This is a genomic window from Paraburkholderia sp. RL17-373-BIF-A, assembly GCF_046030175.1.
GTDB lineage: Bacteria > Pseudomonadota > Gammaproteobacteria > Burkholderiales > Burkholderiaceae > Paraburkholderia.
In genome coordinates, this window is sequence record NZ_JARESO010000011.1 from 1 (window position 1) to 17,482 (window position 17,482).

A 17,482-nucleotide genomic window follows, 5' to 3' on the forward strand; every position below is an offset into this window, starting at 1 on the left:
GACGGCGGATATCGCGGCTTTTACGGCCCAGGCTACTACGAGCCCCATTACTACCCCCGTTACTATGGCCGTGGATACTACCGACATCGCGGGTGGCGCCGCTAGCGCCCGTCGAGTGTCGACGAAACTATGTCCTTAGTCGCCCAACCCTGCCGAACGATGCTCCGCAAGCACATCAGCAGGGTAAAAGGCACTGTCAACTTCTTGGCCCGGCGTGGTATCGAACTCGCAGTACTTAAGGACAGCCAAATTAATCGGCAAGGCGCTTGAACGAGATCACCATCAGGTCTGTATCGGAGTCCAGAAAGATATCCTTCAAGAATTAATCGGACCTGATGCATTGCAGGCAGTCAAGTTGGGTGCGCTGAATCGCATCAATCACGCGAGTGCATGGAACACGCCGGACACCAGTGTCCGTTCATATTGCGTGCGAATCAGGTCTTGTCCGGTGTTTTCAGCTCGATCAACATCCGCTCGCAACCGCCTTGATCCGGCGCCATGCAGCCGAGCAAATGTTCACTGTTCGGCATCAGCATCTCGCCGGCCGTCTGAATCGCCAACGTCATGCCGGGATTCTTCTGCCACGACGAGGCCGAAACATGCAAGCGCCAACACACGATGAGCGAGAACGCCGGAGGTGTTGCGCCTGTATCTTGAAACTGCCCTTTTAAAGCGAGGGTCATTCCATACAATGAATTTAAATTCAATTCGAATTTTACATTTACATTTCTATTCTTCTAAATAATCTTACACAACTGACAGGCGGCCGCTGCGGCTGTCTTTCCATTCAGCCATAGCCGAAAACACGTGATAGCCATCCTGTTCCACGGGGAGGAACCACGCTCAAAGCCCTTACCGATGCCAGGTTTTGCAGGGCTTTCATACGTATGTCACGCCATGGCCTCATGACGTTTAAAACGCCGGATCCCAAATAGCAGTCTTAATTGTGTTTCCATTCTCCCGGCCCCAAAACTCAATAGTTAAATCTCGTTTAATCCATACCGAAGACACTTGATGTGCAAAATTAAAACAGTTAGATTGCACAACAAAAATCGGGGTAGACATGAAACTTGTTCTAGAGGCACGTCATCTGTTCGACGGCAGCATTGCCGCCGTCGCTAACAAAGCAGCGCATTCTGCACACGAACACACCCATCCCGATGCGTCGCACGCGACGACTCATGTCCACCACCATCACCACCACGGGCTGAACGCGGAGCTGCATAGCGAGTCGGCGAATGCGGCGCTCTACCCCGGCGTCCCGGCCCTCGCGCCCAACCCGCACGCAACCGAAATCCTCTTCGTCGATCCACGCGTTTCGAACTGGCAAACCTTGGCGGCGGGCGTAAAGAGCGACGTCCAGGTCGTGTTGATCGACCCGGATCGCGACGGTATCGCGCAGGTCACGGCAGCGCTCAAGGGGCGTTCGGACCTTACCGCGATCCACTTCCTCACCTACGGCCAGGCCGGTCAGCTCGAACTGGGCAACGCGCCCGTCACGGCCGCCACGCTCGCGAGCCATGCGGGCCAGGTGGCGTCGTGGGGCGACCATCTCGCCGCCAATGGCGACATCGAATTCTGGGGTTGCGACGTGGGTGCGGGCGACAGCGGCGCGGCCTTCGTCAACAGCGTTCACGCGCTGACGGGCGCGCAGGTCGGCGCATCGACCGATGCCACCGGCGCCGCGCAACTGGGCGGCGACTGGACGCTCGAACGCACCACGGGCGTACTCGCGGTCGGCACGCCGTTCACCACGGCGGCCATGGCGGCCTACACCGGTGTGCTCGACACGCCGCTCCCGACCGTCACCTTCGACCCGACCACCGTGCCCGGCGACATCCTGCTTGGCAGCACCTTCACGGAAACGGTGAACTTCTCGAACGCGGCGGGCAACGCCGTCGGCTACGGTCCGTTCATCGACCTGTTCGTGCCGTCCGACGCCAACCAGAAAGTCACGCTGACTAGCGCGACGTTCCTCGGCACGGCCGTGAGCTTCCAGAAAATCACGATCACCAACGTCGCCGGCGAAGGGCTGGGCGCGTTCAGCCCACTCGCGCTCGGCAGCGACGGTAAGCCGGTGTTCATCACCGCGCCGCCCGGCTACCAGGCCGGCGATTCGATGTACGTGCTGGTGTTGCCGTTCGGCAGCTTCACGCCGGGCCAGCCCGCCGCGGCGATCAAGCTCACGTTTACGATGGACAACAGCACTGAGCTGTCCAGCGCGCCCACGGGCCAGCCGCTGAAAATCACGGCGAGCGGCGGCTTCCAGTACGGCGCCGATCCGCTCAACGACCCAGTCGTCGACCAGTCGCTGATCGGCGCATCGACATCCTCGTCGTCGACGGTTTCGTTGCTCGACGTCAGCGCCACAACCGACCTGCACGAAGGCGAAACCGCCACCGGTCCGGACTATCCGTTCAACTACGTCGTGACGATCACGCCCGCGCCCGTCACGAACGGCGACGCGATCCAGGGTCTCGATTTCACGTTCAAGCTGCCCGACCAGGTGGAATACACCGCCGGCACGATCGGCATCACCGGCCCCGGCGGCGTCACCGGCACGGCCACGTTCCATCCGGGCACCGGCGGCCCGGGCACGGCGGGCGGCACCGTTACGATCCATTTCGACTCGCTCGGCACCGACGCCAGCGGCGCGCCGATCGTTATCAAGATTCCGGTCTTCGTGCCGCAATTCGACGCCAACGGCGTGGCCGTGCTGACGCCGGACGGCGCGCCGCGCACGATCGACACGACCGCGATCTACAGCTACACCGGCGCGTGGCAGGCCACCACCGCGTCCGTCGATCACGCCGCCGGCCTGCAGCCCATCTCCGGCAACAGCTCGACCAACACGGATTCGACGTCGTTCGTCGCGAAGGCGCTCGCCATCCAGGTCACCGACAACTCGATGAACGGCAACATCGTGCCGGGCGAGCCCGTCACGTATTCGATCGCCTTCGAAGTGTCCGATTATTTCTCGCTGAACAACCTGAAAATCGCCGACCTGATCGGCGACGGCGTGACGCTGCTGGCGCCCGGCGACGTCGGTTACGTGACGCCGACGCTCCAGCTCACGAGCGGCGGCGCGACCCAGACGCTTCAGTTCGACGACTTGCCCAATAACACGCCGGCCGTCGTCAACGGCGAAACGGTGAACGCGAGCGGCTCCAGCGTCACCTGGGATTACAGTCGCGACGACAGCGCCGGCGGCACCGGCGCGACCACCGTGAACTTCAACGTCGGCATGCTGATCAGCATGATCGAAGGCGGCGCGCTCGGCTCGGTGCTGGTGGGCGGCGAAGTCGGCAACCCCGGCGCAACGTCGGTCGGCCCGACGCAAGGCGTGATCTCGTTCGTCGCCAAGGTGCTCGACAAGTACACCAACGCCAACAGCGGCGCGAGCCTGCGCGAAAAGGACACGATTTCCGACACGGTCACGCTGGCCGGCACGAGCGCGACGGTCGTGGCGGTCGACACCACGGCGCAGACCATCACGAATCCCAACCTCGGCACGGTCAGCGACGGCTCGGCGGTCACCGGCACCGTCGCGCCGGGTTCGATGGTGCTGAGCGTGATCGCGGTGAACGGCGACACCAGCAACACCACGGTCATCGAACCGGGCGACACCGTCACCTATGGCATCACGTACACGCTGACCACCGGCGACTACGGCAACCTCGACCTGACGGCCTTTCTGCCCGAGCCGGTCTTCAACACCGCCGACCCGCTGTCGAACGGCACCAACGTCGTCTACTCGGAAGACACGAACGGCGCCGACGTCGTGCCCGCCGCCGGCACCTACAAGGTGATCGACCCGCTCACCGGCGAGACGAGCACGCCGGCCGTGGTCGCCAACGGCACCGCGAACAGCATCTCGTTCAATTTCGGCACTCGCGACGACCCCAACAACACGCCCGGCCAGCAGGTCCAGGTACAGTTCAGCGTGGTGGCGTCAAACAAGCCGTTCGCCGACGGCCTCGCGCTGACCAGCCAGGGCACCAGTTCGTACACCAACGCGGCGGGCGACACGGTCGCCGCGTCGGCCATCAAGCAGACGCCGCTGGAAGAGCCTGAAGTGACGGTCAAGACCGGCGTGGTGTCGACTACCGGCGACAGCGCCGGCAACCCGTCGAAGGGTACTTTTTCGCCGGATACGTCCAACCCGAACGCCGCCAACCCGGGGCCCCCGCAGACGGGCATCCCGCCGAGCGGCACGAGTGGTCCGTTCGCGGTCGCCGGAACGGCGGTGGGCACGTTGTTCAGCCCGAGCGGCGCGAGCGATCCGGCTTCCGCGCTGAATTCCGACGACCTCAACGTCAGCGGCGTCGATGGCGGCGACCTGGTGCGCGTGGTGTCGACGGTCGACAACGAAGGTCACGCAACCGCCTGGGACGTCAACGTGCAAGGCACGCTGCCGCCCGGCTACACCACCGCCGACGTCCACAACTTCGCGGTCTACAACTCGGCGGGCCAGTTGATCACCGGCCTGTCCGGCACGGCGGAAGCCGACTATTTCAGCACCGGCCTCACCGTCACCACCGGCACGCAGGGCATCGCCGCCGGCGACAAGGTCTACGTCGTGTACGACCTGGGCCTGAAAGCCACGCAGACGACCGGCACCACGCTCGTGGCAAGCTCGGAGATCGTCAACTGGGCGAGCGTCGCGGGCGGCGTGGCGGCGGGCAACGGTTTCGTCACGGGCACCGGCGCGAACGAGCAGACGCTCGGCGAAAACGCGGCGGCGCTGTCGGACTCGGCAACCATCGCCGTCACCGCGCCCACCATAGCGAAGACCGTCATTGGCAGCAGCGATGCGGACGTGCCGCTCAACGATGTCGTACTCGGCGAGTCCGTGCAGTACCAGATCACCGTCACGGTGGCGGAAGGCGTGACGTCGAACGGCAGCAGCGACATCATCGTGACCGATACGCTGCCGGCCGGCATGACGCTCGCCAGCGTCGACGGAATCACCTTCAACGGCGTCGCGGGAAGCGGCAACGCCTCGGTCTCCATCGTCGGCGGCCAGACCGTGCTCACGTTCGATCTGGGCCCGACACTGACCAACAGCCAGCTCGACGCCAACGGCACGGTGGTCATTAAGTACACCGCCACCCTCGCCCCAGGCGCGACGCCCGATCCGGGTGGCACCTTTCAGAACACCGCGGTCCTTTCATACGACACCAACCAGACCGCGCGCGCCAGCACCACGCTCACCGAACTCGATCCGAGCGTGACCGAGCACATGACGGTAGCCGACAGCAACACCGGCGCGCCGATCGCGAACAACGGCACGGTATTCAGTAACGAAGACCTGACCTACACGGTCACGCTGACCAACAACGGCACCGGCATTGCCAACGATGTATCCGATCTGCTCAATCTGCCGCCCGGCCTGATCTACGACGCGGGCACGCTGGCATATACCGGCGGCGGCACGGGCGGCAGCGTCTCCGGCAGCGGCCCGCTGGACATCATGGTCGGCGCGCTCGGCGTCGGCCAGACTGCGACGTTCACGTTCCAGGCGCACGTAGCCACCAACCAGCCGGCCGGCACCACGATGACGGTCGACACGTCGGCCACGGCCACGCCGGTCACGTATTACTCGCTGCCGGGTGCGCAGCAGGGGCATCAGTTCACCGCCAACAGCGCGACGCAAACCGTGGAGATCGGTCAGATCACGCCGACGCTGTCAATCAGCGGCGAATCGAACAACACGGACCCGACGAACCCGCCGGCGCAGAACAATACGCAAGCGACTACCGAAGCCACGGTCGGCGAAGTGGTCACGCTGCACGGTGTGGTGCAGATTCCGGAAGGCGCCAACCCGGCCACGCTGACCTTCGACCTGCCGCCCGGCATGGAATATCTGCCGGGCAGCGTGACGTTCACGCTGGTCAGCCCGGACGGCGACATCGTTTCGAGCAACAACGCGATCTCGGGGCTGCCGCAGATGCAGGACGGCACGCCGGGCAGCGCGAACTTCCTGTCGCCGTCGGGCGCCACGAACACCGTCAGTTCGGCTGACGACGTCGCCACCTTCCGTCCGGGCAACGAGCTGCCGCCGGGCGCGATCACCGTCAACGGCAACACCGTCACCATCGACCTCGGCACGCTCTCCAATAACGACGGCAAGGCGCAGGCCAACTTCGTCATCGTCCAGTTCAACGCGGTGGTCGAGAACATCGCCAGCAACATGCCGGGTACGGTGCTTTCGGCGTCGATGTCGGTGAACAGCGGCGCCGCCACGTCGAACAGCGTCGCCGTCGCCGTCGACGCACCGGCCGTCACGCTGACGAAAACCGCGACCGCCGTCGACAACGCCGACGGCACCGTCACGTACCAGGTCACTGTGCACAACACGGGTTCGTCGACGGCGGACAACGTCGCCGTCGACGACCAGGCCGTGGCGAACGAAAGCGGCATCGCATTCATCGGCGCGACCGGCAGCGCCGTGGGCGGCGTCGATTCGACGACCGGCAGTGACCTGCATTACACACTGGGGTCGCTCGCCGCGGGCGGCACCGAGGTCATCACGTACACGGTGAACGTCGCCTCGGGCATGACGGTGCAGAACGACACGGCCGTCGCGACGTGGCAAAGCCTCGCCGGGCCGCAGACCTTCAACGGCTCGACCACCGGCGCGGCCGGCACGGACACCGGTCCGCGCGACTTCGACCCGGGTCTGAACCCGGCGGTCAACACGTACCGCGCGAGCGCATCGACCGACATCGGCACCGCGCAGGGCCGGGTCTGGCAAGACCTCGGCAACGACACGACGACCTTCTCGCAAACCGGTGGCTCGAACGACACGCCGCTGGCCGGCGTCACCGTCACGGCGACGATCACGCAGCCCGACGGCACGGTCGTCCACGAAACCACCACTACGGGCGCGGACGGAACGTACAACTTCGGCGTGCTGCCCGACGGCACGGTCGTGATTTCGCTCGCGGGCAACATACCGGCCGCCGACACGCTGGTCTTCGACCCGGACGGGTCGATCAGCAACAGCCCGCCGACGGCGACGTTCATATCCGGCGGCAACGCACAGAGCAATGTGGACTTCTCGTTCCAGGCGCCGGACACCGCGCCGGTCATCACGAACTGGAACGGCAGCGTCAACTACACCGAAGGCGGCGCACCCGTGACACTGGCCGGCTCAGCCAGTGCGCTCGACAACGAGATCGCCGCGCTCGGCGGTGACTTCGATGGCGCGACGCTGACGGTCCAGCGCTACAACGGCGCGACCACCGCGCCCGTCGGCACCGACCTGTTCACGGGCACGGGCCAACTGATGCTGTCCGGCGGCAACGTGACGTTCGGGGGCAGCGTGCTCGGCACTTACACGGAGGCGAACGGCAAGCTGTCGATCACGCTCGGCGCCGGCGCCACGAACGCGGCCGTCACCGAAGTGCTCGACAACCTCGCGTATTCGAGCACTGATACCAGCACGGTGAGCACCGGTATCAAGATCGGCGTGACGCTCGACGACCACAACACGACCGGCGCGCAGGGCACGGGCGGCGTGATGACCAGCACGCCCGTATTCGTCACCGTCAACGAAGTGCCGCAGACCGGCATCGTGACAGCCACCTTCGACGATCCGAACAACTCGGACCCGGCTGCCGCGGCCGTAGTGGTGGACCCGGGGCTGGCGGTGACGAGCGCCGACACGTTCTCGGGCGCGACGGTGCAGATCGCCAACTACCGGCCGGGCGAGGACGTCCTCGTCGCAGGCACGATGCCGAGCGGCGTCACCGCCTCGTTCGACACGGCCACCGGCACGATGACGCTGAGCGGCTCGAACCTGAGCGCGGCCACCGTCCAGACGGCGTTGCGGGCAGTCGAGTACTACGATTCCAACGACACCCCCGACACGACCACGCGCCAGGTCACCATTTCGGTGATGGACAGCACGACCGGCACGACGACGAACGCCGCCGCCGCGGCGATCCAGATCGTCGCGCACAACGATTCACCGGTGCTGGCCGGCAACCCCGTGTCGATCGGCACGCCCGAGGATTCCGGCACGCCGGAAGGCGCGGTCGGCACGCTGGTGTCGGCGCTGACGGGCGGCGGCAACGTGACCGACAGCGACGGCGCGAACGCGCATGGCGGCAGCACGCCAGGCGGCCTCGGCGTCGCCATCACGCAGGCGGACACGAGCGAAGGCTCGTGGTGGTATTCGACCGACGGCGGCGCGAACTGGACCGAATTCGCGGGCAGCGGCTTGCCGGTAATCTCCGCGACGAACGCGCTGCATCTGGCCGCCGACGCCAACACGCGGATCTTTTTCGACCCGAATCCGAACTGGAACGGCACGGTGCCGAATGCGCTGACGTTCCGCGGCTGGGACCAGTTCGACGGCGCCGCCAACGGCTCGCTGTCGGCGTTGCCGAGCGGACTCGGCAGTGGCGTCGACACGAGCGGTTCGGCGTATACGGCGACGGCCGAGACGATTGGCTTCACCGTGAACGCGGTCAATGACGCGCCGCTCGCGAGCGGCTCCGCCACGCTGCCTGCCACGCCCGAAGACACCGCCGCGCCGGCGGGGGCGACGGTCGGCACGCTGTTCGGCGGCAATTTCTCCGACACCGCCGACCAGCAGCAGAGCGGCGCCAATCCGACCGGTTCGACGGCCAACACGCTGGCCGGCATCGCGATCACCGGCAACGGCGTGGATCCGTCGCAGGGCGCGTGGCAATACTCGACCGACAACGGCGCGACCTGGAACACGATCGCGGCGACTGGCCTGAGCGATTCGAACGCGCTGGTGTTGTCGTCGTCGGCGGAATTGCGCTTTGTGCCCGCGGCGAATTTCAACGGCACGCCGGGACAACTCACGACGCGCCTGATCGATTCGTCCAGCGTGGCGATTGCCGGTTCGGTGACCGGCGCGGACCTCGCCGCAGGCGACACGGCGCTTACCGGCGTCGACGTATCGGGCGCGCATAACGGCGGCACGACCGCGGTCAGCGCGGCGACGGTCGATCTCGGCACCGCCGTCAGCGCGGTCAACGATGCGCCGCTCGCGAGCGGCAATGCCACGCTCGGCACGGTGAGCCCGGACGATCCGAACCCGCCGGGCGACACCGTCGGCGGACTGTTCGGCCACAGTTTCAACGACGGCGCGGACCAGCAGCAGAGCGGCGCCAATCCGACCGGTTCGACGGCCAACACACTGGCCGGCATCGCGATCACCGGCAACGGCGCGGAGCCGTCGCAGGGCACGTGGCAGTACTCGAGCGACGGCGGCAAAACGTGGACCGACGTGCCCGCTACGGGCCTCGGCGACAACGATGCGCTCGTGCTGTCGGCAACGGACGGGCTGCGTTTCAAGCCGTCCGGCTCGTTCAGCGGGACGCCGGGCGGCCTGACAGTGCGGCTGATCGAAACCACGGATACCTCGGGCAGCCCGGTCGCCGACGCCACCGGAGTCAACCTCGGCGCGGTGGGCGGCACGACGCAGTACAGCGCGTCGACTGTGCTGCTGTCGACCCAGGTCTCGAATTCGAACCGACCGTTCTTCTCCGAACCACAAGACCTGATCCCCGACTTCAACGCGCCGAACGACTACAACAAGCTGACCGATTCGCACGGGCTCGATAACTCACAGTTCCCCGACGACAACCTGGTCACGCCGTCCGAAGGCCGCGGCTACCGGACGAGCCTGTCCGGCGAGCCGATCATTCCGCAGGTCTGGCTGAGCGGCTCGGTCGGCAACCGCTTCGTGATCGAAGAGCAGCACGCGATCATCCAGGTGCCGTCGAACCTGTTCGACGATACGTACCAAGGCGCGGAGCTTTCCTACGACGCCCGCAGCCCCGGCGGCGGACCGCTGCCGCAATGGCTGCTGTTCGACGCGCGCAACCTGACGTTCACCGGCACGCCGCCGCGGGGCACGCACGGCACGGTCGAAGTGGAGATCGTCGCGCGCGACCAGTTCGGCAACGAGGCAACGGCGACGTTCCAGATCATGGTCGGACGCGAGCCGCACGATCTCGATCAGATGCTCAAGCGCCTGGTCGTCAAGGATGCGCCCGCGCCAGTTGCGCGCACGCATGCGCCGGAGCATGGCCAGCCGGTGCACGGACGGCATGACGTACAGCATCAGCCTGCGCACCCGCAACCTCAGCAGCACCCGCAGCAACACGCCCAACTGGGACGCAGTGCGTTTTCTGCGCAGTTGCGCGACGCGGGGCCCATCGGAAGGATTCTCCAGGCACGGCAGATCGTGCAGACGATCGCTGAAGTCGCTCCGGTGGAGTCCGCCTGATTCACTTTCCATAAAGCGAACTGAAAAAATGAAAACTCCAACCGGCGACCGCTTCAATGCGGCGCGGTCGAAAGCGGCGCCGACCACGCCGCAACGCGAACCGCAGTTGTCAGCGGTACGCCTCGGGCTGACGGGCGCAACGCTGCTGTCGGCGGCGTTGCTCTCGGCGTGCGCGGTGAAGCCGCAACCGATCTCGCAGGCCGAGCATCTGCAACGCGCAAAGGATGACTACACGACGCTGTACTCGACCTACGTGCCACTACGCGGGCCGCTAACGCTGCCCGACGCGATCGCCCGCTCGCTCAAGTACAACTACGACGCGCAGCTCGCGAAAACCGAGGAAACGCTGCAGGACCGCCAGCTCGATCTCGCGATCGCGCAAATGCTGCCGCGGCTCGCGGCCAACGCGGGGTACGACTGGCGCAACAACGAAAACGCGGCGGAAAGCGTGTCCGTGGTGACGCGTCAGCAGTCGCTGGAACCCTCGTTCTCCGAGTCGCCTTCGCACGCCACCGCTTCGCTTGAACTGTCGTGGAACCTGCTCGACGTCGGCGTTAGCTATTTCCAGGCGAAGCAGCAGGGCTATCGCACGTACGTGGCGGTGGAGCGTCGCCGGAAAGTGATCGACGGGCTCGTCAAGAGCACCCAGGAAGCGTACTGGAAAGCAGTCGCCGCCGACCGCCTGCTGCCGCGTCTCCAGCCGCTGCTCGTCGACGCGCAGAAGATGCTCGACAACTCGCGCGAGGCGAGCCGCGAAAAGCTCGTGTCGCCGCTGCAAGGGCTCGATTTCCAGCAGAACATGCTGTCGGTGGTCGGCCAGTTGCGGCACATGCAGACCGATTTGAACACCGCCAAGGTGACGCTCGCGTCGTTGATCAACGTGCCCGGCGACGCGCCGATCGAATTCGCGCCGATGGAGCTGGACATGAGCACGGCCACCACCAGCGTCGATCCGCGCAAGCTCGAGATGATCGGTCTCGCGATGCGCCCCGAACTGCGTGAAGAGGCGTATCAGGGAAAGATCGACCAGCAGGACGTCTACAAGGAAATCGTCAAGATGCTGCCGGGCGTGGGCCTGCTGGGCAGTCTCAACTACGACACCAACCGCTACCTGTTCAACCCGAACTGGGCGCAGCTCGGCGTGAACGCCACTTTCAACCTCGTCAACCTGATCGAAGGGCCGAAGGCCATCGCGGCGGCTAAAACGTCCGTCGAAGTATCTCGCCAGCGCCGGCTCGCGTTGAGCGTCGCGGTGCTGACACAGGTGAACCTGAGCTATCAGGAATACCTCGCGGCGGCGCAGGATCTCGACATCGCGAAGCAGATCGACGACGTCGAGCAGAAAATCCGCGTGGCGTCGGCGAATGCGTCGCGCGCCGAGGAGGAATCGGAAGCCGACCGCGTGCGGCGCGAGCTGGCGTCGATGGTGTCCGAGTTCACCTACGACCGCACGGTGGCCCAGGTGCATACCGCGTTGACGAATCTGTACACGTCGGTCGGTGTGGATCTCGTGCCGCCGAACGCGGACACCGACGATCTGTCGACCTTGAGCCGCAGTGTGAAAAGCGCGATTGCCGGCTGGGAAGCGGGTCAGTTGCCTGAGCTGAGCATGGCCATGCCGGCTGCTGCCGCGGCGCAGGTTGGATCGGCGGGAGCGCCTGACGCGGCTCCGGCCACGGCAACGGCAACGGCTCCGCTGGCTGCGACCACGGTTCCGGCCGGCGCGCAAATCACAAGCATCGCCGCGGCGCAGATTTCGCCGTCAGCGAAATGACCACGAAGTCGAAGGTGAAGAAGTTGAAATCGATGAGGTTGCAGGTAACGAAGTTCACGCGCGGTGGCCTGGCAATGGTTGCATTGGGGTTAGGTGTATCGACGGGTTCGCTCGCGTTGGCCGCGCCGACGCCCGCTGCCGGTCTGGCCACCGCCACGGCCAACGCCGTCACACCGGTCAGGCCCATTACGCCGGCCGCACAGCCTGTGGCGGCCGCCCAACCCGCAGCGTCTGAAATCCGCGTACAGGTCGTGGCCGAAACCAGCGCGACCATCGGCGCGCCGATGTCCGGCCGGCTCAGCCAGTTTGCGCTGCGCGACGGCGATCGCTTCAGGCAGGGCCAGGTCATCGCGCGCTTCGTGTGCGCGGAGAAGGAAGGCGCGCTCGCACATGCGCGAGCCGTGTTCGACGGCCGCCAGATCGTGAACGCCAGCAAGCAGCGGCTGCACGCGCTCGGCTCGACAAGCGACGTGGAGTACAAGGTCGCGGAAGCCGACGAAGAACAGGCTGCCGCCGACGTGAAAACCGCGCAGACGCTGGTCGACACCTGCGTGGTGGCCGCGCCGTTCACGGGCCGCGTGTCCGCCGTGTTTGCGCACAACTTCCAGTTCCTGCAGACCGGCGCGCCGCTGCTCGATGTGTTGAGCGACAGGAATCTCGACCTCGAAATGATCGTCCCGTCGATGTGGCTTGCGTGGTTGAAGCCGGGCAACACCTTCAACGTCGCCATCGACGAAACCGGCAAGACCTACCCCGCCACGCTGACGCGCCTGTCCGGCAAGGTCGACGCAGTAAGCCGTTCGATCAAGGTCTACGGTCACATCGACAACCCGCCCGATACACTGTTGCCGGGCATGAGCGGTCGCGCCGTCTTCACGCCGCCCGCCGGTACAGCCGTGTCAGCGCGGCAATGAACGCGCCCAATCCTGGCCAGGCGCTCAACTATCAGTTGCTGCGCCTCGGCGCGCTGCTGCAACTCGAACAGCGGGCGCGCGCGGCGAGCCGTCACGAACTCGAATTCCTGATCGTCAACGAGACGGCGGGAATCGTCGCGTACCAGCAGGCCGCGCTGTGGCAGAACCCGGCGGCCGGCGGCGCGCCGTTGATATTGTCCGGTGTCGCCACGCCCGACGAAGGCGGCCCTTACTACCTGTGGCTCGACCGCGTCTGCGCGGCGATCGGGCGCGGCGCCGACGCGCACCAGTCGCACGGCGTGAACGCGGCCGACCTGCCCGAGGCGCTCGCGCGCGAATGGCCCGAGTGGTTCCCCGCTAACGCGATGTGGTGTCCGCTGACGTGGCGCGACGGTGTGCTGGTCGGCGGGTTGCTGCTCGGCCGCACCGACCCGTGGAACGACGGCGAGCGGCAGTTGCTCGACGCGCTCGCCGGCACCTATGCGCAAAGCCTGCTGCTGCATCAGCGCCTCCGCGAAACGGGCTTCTGGCGGCGCCTGCCTGCGAAGCGCCGGCCGCTGGCGATCGCCGCCGCGGTGCTGCTGCTGGCCGCGTTGCTGCCGGTGCGCGAATCCGTGCTCGCGCCCGCTGAAATAGTGCCGATCGATCCCGCGCCCGTACGCGCGCCGTTTGATGGGGTGGTCGGCGGCTTGCGCGTCGCGCCCAACCAGACCGTGCACGTCGGCGAGCCACTGGTGTCGCTCGATCGCACGCAACTGCAAACGCGCCTTGCCGTGACGCAGAAAGCGCTCGACATGGCGCGCGAAGAATACAGCGACACGTCGCAGCAGGCGATGAGCGACGACAAGGCCAAAGGCCGTCTCGCGATGCTCGTCAGCAAGGTCGCCCAGGAGCAGGCTGAGCTCGCCTACGACCAGGACATGCTGACGCGCGCCGACATCACAGCACCGTCCGACGGCATTGCCGTTTTCGACGACAGCAGCGAGTGGGTGGGCAAGCCCGTCGCGCTCGGCGAACGGATCATGATGGTCGCGTCGCCGACGCATACGCAGTTGCAGATCGAAGTGCCGGCGGCGTCGGTGGTCTCGTTCAAGCCGGGTTCCGAAGTGGTGTTCTTCAGCAACCTGTCGCCCGACGAACCCGTGTACGGCAAGCTGGTTTTCGCGAGCTATTCGAGCACGCTGACCGCCGACGGCGTGATGTCGTATGCGTTCCGCGCCGCGCTCGCTCCCGGCGTGACGCCGCGCCTCGGGCTGAAAGGCACCGCGAAGATTTACGGACCGCGCCGCGTGCTCGCGTTGTGGTTGTTGCGGCGCCCGCTGGCGGTGCTGCGCGAGTGGGTGTCGGTATGAGCACCGCTACCGCCGGCCCCGCTACCGCCGCCGGCGCGGCTATCGGCGCACCGGTCGCCGAAGCGGATGACGCTTCGGCAGCGACTGGAGGAGCGCCGCCGGTTGCCTTGCCGCGGTTGCGCGAAGACCTGAAGCTGCTTGCCGGCGGCGCGTCCGCCGACGGCAGTCCCACCTGGACATTGCAGGATCCCGCGCGGCACCGGTTCATCCGGATCGGCTGGCTCGAATTCGAGATTCTCGCGCGCTGGACACTCGGCAATACCGACGCCGTCGCCCGCTCCGTGTCGAGCGAAACGACCCTTCGCGCGACGTCGCAAGACGTGCTCGACGTGCTGTCCTTTCTGCATCGCGCCGGCCTGATCGCGCCCTTCGGCCCAGCCGCGATGGACCGCCTCGCCGTCGAAAACAGCGGCAAGCGGCTGTCCGCCGCGCGCTGGCTGCTGAAAAACTATCTGTCGATCAAGATCCGCCTCGTCAATCCCGACCCACTGCTAAGCGCGGTGGTGCCGCGCATCGGCTGGGTGTTCACACGCGGCTTCGTGACGCTGCTCGGACTGCTTGCGCTGCTTGGTTTTTATCTGATCAGCCGCCAGTGGTCCGCTTATACGCATAGCCTGCTGCATCTGTTTTCGTTGCAGGGCGCGCTGATGGTGGGGATCGCGCTGACGTCCGCGAAGGTCGTTCACGAAATCGGCCACGGCGTGATCAGCAAGCGCATGGGCTGCCGGGTACCGTCGATGGGCGTCGCGTTGCTGGTGCTGTGGCCCGTGCTGTGGACCGACACCACCGACGCATGGCGTCTGACCGACCGCCGCAAGCGCCTCGCCATCGACGCCGCCGGCATGCTCGCCGAGATGACGCTGGCGATCGTGGCGTCGCTGGCGTGGTCCCTGTTGCCCGACGGGCCGTTGCGCACCGGCGCGTTTTTGCTGTCGAGTTCGACGTGGCTGCTGACCATTGCCGTCAATGTGAATCCGCTGATGCGCTTCGACGGTTATTTTTTGCTGTCCGACTGGCTCGACGTGCCGAACCTCCAGGAGCGCGGCTTCGCGATGGGACGCTGGTGGTTGCGCGAGATATTGTTCGGTCTCGGCGACCCGCCTCCCGAACGCTTCGCGCCTGCTAAACGACGCGTGCTGATCATCTATTCGCTGGCCGCGATGGTGTATCGCTTTTCGCTGTTTCTCGGCATCGCGCTCGTCGTGTATCACATGGCGTTCAAGGCGTTTGGGCTGTTTCTGATGTGCGTGGAAATTGGCTGGTTTCTGGTGCGGCCGATTGTCGGCGAGATCGCGATATGGCGGCGGCGTCTTGGCGGCGCGCGTCCCGACCGGCGGGCGGTCATCAGTTTGAGCCTGCTGGGCGTGGCGTTGGTGCTGTTTGTCGTACCCTGGCATCGCGACCTGTCCGCACCCGCGCTTTTGCGGGCCGGCAAGCAGACGACGTTATATGTCGCGGAGCCTGGACAGTTGCTGAAGTTATCCGTCGACGGGACACGTGTTGCTGCCGGCAACCCGGTGTTCGTGCTGGCGTCGCCGACGGTTGCGTACCACAAGGCCGTTGCGGTGGCGACGCTGGAGGGCGTCGACACGCGGATGAAGGGACAGTCGTTCGATCCCGAACAGGCCGCAATGATTGGTGTTGGGCAGCAGGAACTCGAAGGCGCGCTGGCGACGGTTGATCAGGTCGCTTCCCAGGAGGCCTTGCTGACCGTGCGGGCTCCTTTTTCCGGTGTGCTCACCGATGTGCCTGCCGGCTTGCGGGCGGGGGAATGGTTGCCCCGGCGGGAAGTGCTGGGGATGTTGATCGATCCTTCTTCGCAGATCGTCGAGGCTTATATCGGCGAGGCTGATCTTGGACGCGTTCATCCCGGCGCCCGCGCGCGGTTTTTTCCCGAGAACGGAGATGCGGGGGTGGAGCTCGCTGTTGTCAGCGTCGGGAGTGTTTCCGTGCGGGCGCTGGATGTGCCTGAGCTTGCTTCTGTCTATGGCGGTGGGGTTGCGGTTCGCAAGGATAGCGAGAATCGGCTTGTGCCTGAGACCGCGGTTTATCGGGCGGTGCTTGCGCCCTCCCCGGCTGGATCTGGTTTTGCCGCGGCTGGCGGAGAGCCTCTTGTCCCCAAGCGGCTGCGTGGCTCCGTTCGGATCGAGGCCGATCGTAGCAGCCTCCTCGGACGGGTCTATCAACGTGCCGTCGCTGTCGTTATTCGTGAGAGTCAGTTGTAGTCTGGTTTTTTTCGTTCGCACTTTCGCTGTTGTCTGGTGCTGATTTATCACTGAGAGATTGATGCGTTGCCCTGTACGGGCAATGCTCTCAGCTTAAGCGCCATCACCGGACAGCACACGCAATTCAAGATGGGCCAAGATCGATTAGTCGACCGGCGTAAAACGAAGTAAAGTCGTCACCAAAAATGAAGTAAGGTCGTCAACACCCGGTTTTGCGTATCGCACACGACAGTTTTGGGGCGTCGATCGTTGGAAGCTTCTCAAGCACCGCCCCTGCCACCTGAGCCCGCGAGCTGCAGGTCGCGATCGTCAATGCCAAGGCGAAAGCTGCCTGCCATGCGATTATGGAAATGTCGCGCGATAGCAATACGATGCTCGTTGCGCATCGCTGGCTTCGTTGCAAAAGCTGGAGGCGATCGGGTTGCGTAAAGCGCGCCGCAGCGCGCACAACGATACGGTGAGCCCACAAGACTCGCGTTGAGGATGTAGGGTGCCTCCTGCCCGCAATGCTGGCATTTCGTCTCAAGCTTCTGTCGGTGAGCGGGACACCGGTTTTCACTGAACATCTGGTACGTCACGCTGTGATGACCAAGCGATGTGCATTGCCTGCAGTACGGGAAAACCGGGTGATACCGTCCCCGCTGGCCAGGGTCAAGGAGTGAAGCGCGCAGCACGTTGCCGGGCAGTAGCAGCATGCGCCTCAGATGCTTCAGATCAATGACATCACGTATCGGCTCAACGCCTTCGTACGGGTCAATGTCCCGATCCATCAGCCGGACCAGTGCGTGCCCGGGTAGTCCATTTGCACGCGCGAACTTCCACAGGATCGATACGATCGATTCACGAGGCAACAGCCACTCTGCATCGAATATGAAGCCCAATGCCGGGGTCAGTCGTCGCTCATCGAGGCTGACGATCGGAAAGCGCGGCGCAATGAGCGCCGG

7 protein-coding genes are annotated in these 17,482 nt (G+C 65.3%); 5 read left to right on the plus strand and 2 right to left on the minus strand.

What is annotated here, in order from left to right; all coding sequences use genetic code 11:
* Positions 1 to 434: 434 nt before the first annotated feature.
* Complete coding sequence (locus P0D80_RS15560) at positions 435 to 566, minus strand: hypothetical protein (protein ID WP_408178072.1); 132 nt, start codon at positions 564 to 566, stop codon at positions 435 to 437.
* A gap of 497 nt (positions 567 to 1,063) precedes the next feature.
* Here P0D80_RS15560 and P0D80_RS15565 point away from each other — a divergent pair, with 497 nt between their 5' ends.
* Genes P0D80_RS15565 through P0D80_RS15585 form a run of 5 tightly spaced genes read left to right on the plus strand, consistent with a single transcriptional unit; the run spans position 1,064 to position 16,538 of the window.
* Positions 1,064 to 10,273: a DUF4347 domain-containing protein gene (locus P0D80_RS15565; RefSeq protein ID WP_408285075.1), complete on the plus strand. Its 9,210-nt coding sequence runs from the start codon at positions 1,064 to 1,066 to the stop codon at positions 10,271 to 10,273.
* Between the two features lie 28 nt (positions 10,274 to 10,301).
* Positions 10,302 to 12,047, plus strand: a complete 1,746-nt coding sequence (locus P0D80_RS15570; protein WP_408178074.1) for a TolC family protein — start codon at positions 10,302 to 10,304, stop codon at positions 12,045 to 12,047.
* Positions 12,044 to 12,961 (plus strand): efflux RND transporter periplasmic adaptor subunit, encoded by a 918-nt coding sequence (locus P0D80_RS15575; RefSeq protein WP_408285078.1) that lies wholly within the window; start codon positions 12,044 to 12,046, stop codon positions 12,959 to 12,961. Before P0D80_RS15570 ends, P0D80_RS15575 begins: the two co-directional genes overlap by 4 nt.
* Entirely contained in the window at positions 12,958 to 14,313 is a 1,356-nt protein-coding gene (locus P0D80_RS15580) for an efflux RND transporter periplasmic adaptor subunit (protein ID WP_408178076.1), read from the plus strand. Before P0D80_RS15575 ends, P0D80_RS15580 begins: the two co-directional genes overlap by 4 nt.
* The gene (locus tag P0D80_RS15585) at positions 14,310 to 16,538 is read left to right on the plus strand and encodes an HlyD family efflux transporter periplasmic adaptor subunit (RefSeq protein ID WP_408285082.1); all 2,229 of its coding nucleotides are present in this window, start codon (positions 14,310 to 14,312) and stop codon (positions 16,536 to 16,538) included. Before P0D80_RS15580 ends, P0D80_RS15585 begins: the two co-directional genes overlap by 4 nt.
* 260 nt (positions 16,539 to 16,798) lie before the next feature.
* On the opposite strand, the gene P0D80_RS15590 is transcribed toward P0D80_RS15585, so the two are convergent.
* Positions 16,799 to 17,419: a hypothetical protein gene (locus tag P0D80_RS15590; RefSeq protein ID WP_408285085.1), complete on the minus strand. Its 621-nt coding sequence runs from the start codon at positions 17,417 to 17,419 to the stop codon at positions 16,799 to 16,801.
* Positions 17,420 to 17,482 lie beyond the last annotated feature (63 nt).

Excerpts from the sequence above, each read along its gene's own strand:
- P0D80_RS15560 (WP_408178072.1), bottom strand. The coding sequence starts at position 566 with ATGACGTTGGCGATTCAGACGGCCGGCGAGATGCTGATGCCGAACAGT.
- P0D80_RS15565 (WP_408285075.1), top strand. The coding sequence starts at position 1,064 with ATGAAACTTGTTCTAGAGGCACGTCATCTGTTCGACGGCAGCATTGCC.
- P0D80_RS15570 (WP_408178074.1), top strand. The coding sequence starts at position 10,302 with ATGAAAACTCCAACCGGCGACCGCTTCAATGCGGCGCGGTCGAAAGCG.
- P0D80_RS15575 (WP_408285078.1), top strand. The coding sequence starts at position 12,044 with ATGACCACGAAGTCGAAGGTGAAGAAGTTGAAATCGATGAGGTTGCAG.
- P0D80_RS15580 (WP_408178076.1), top strand. The coding sequence starts at position 12,958 with ATGAACGCGCCCAATCCTGGCCAGGCGCTCAACTATCAGTTGCTGCGC.
- P0D80_RS15585 (WP_408285082.1), top strand. The coding sequence starts at position 14,310 with ATGAGCACCGCTACCGCCGGCCCCGCTACCGCCGCCGGCGCGGCTATC.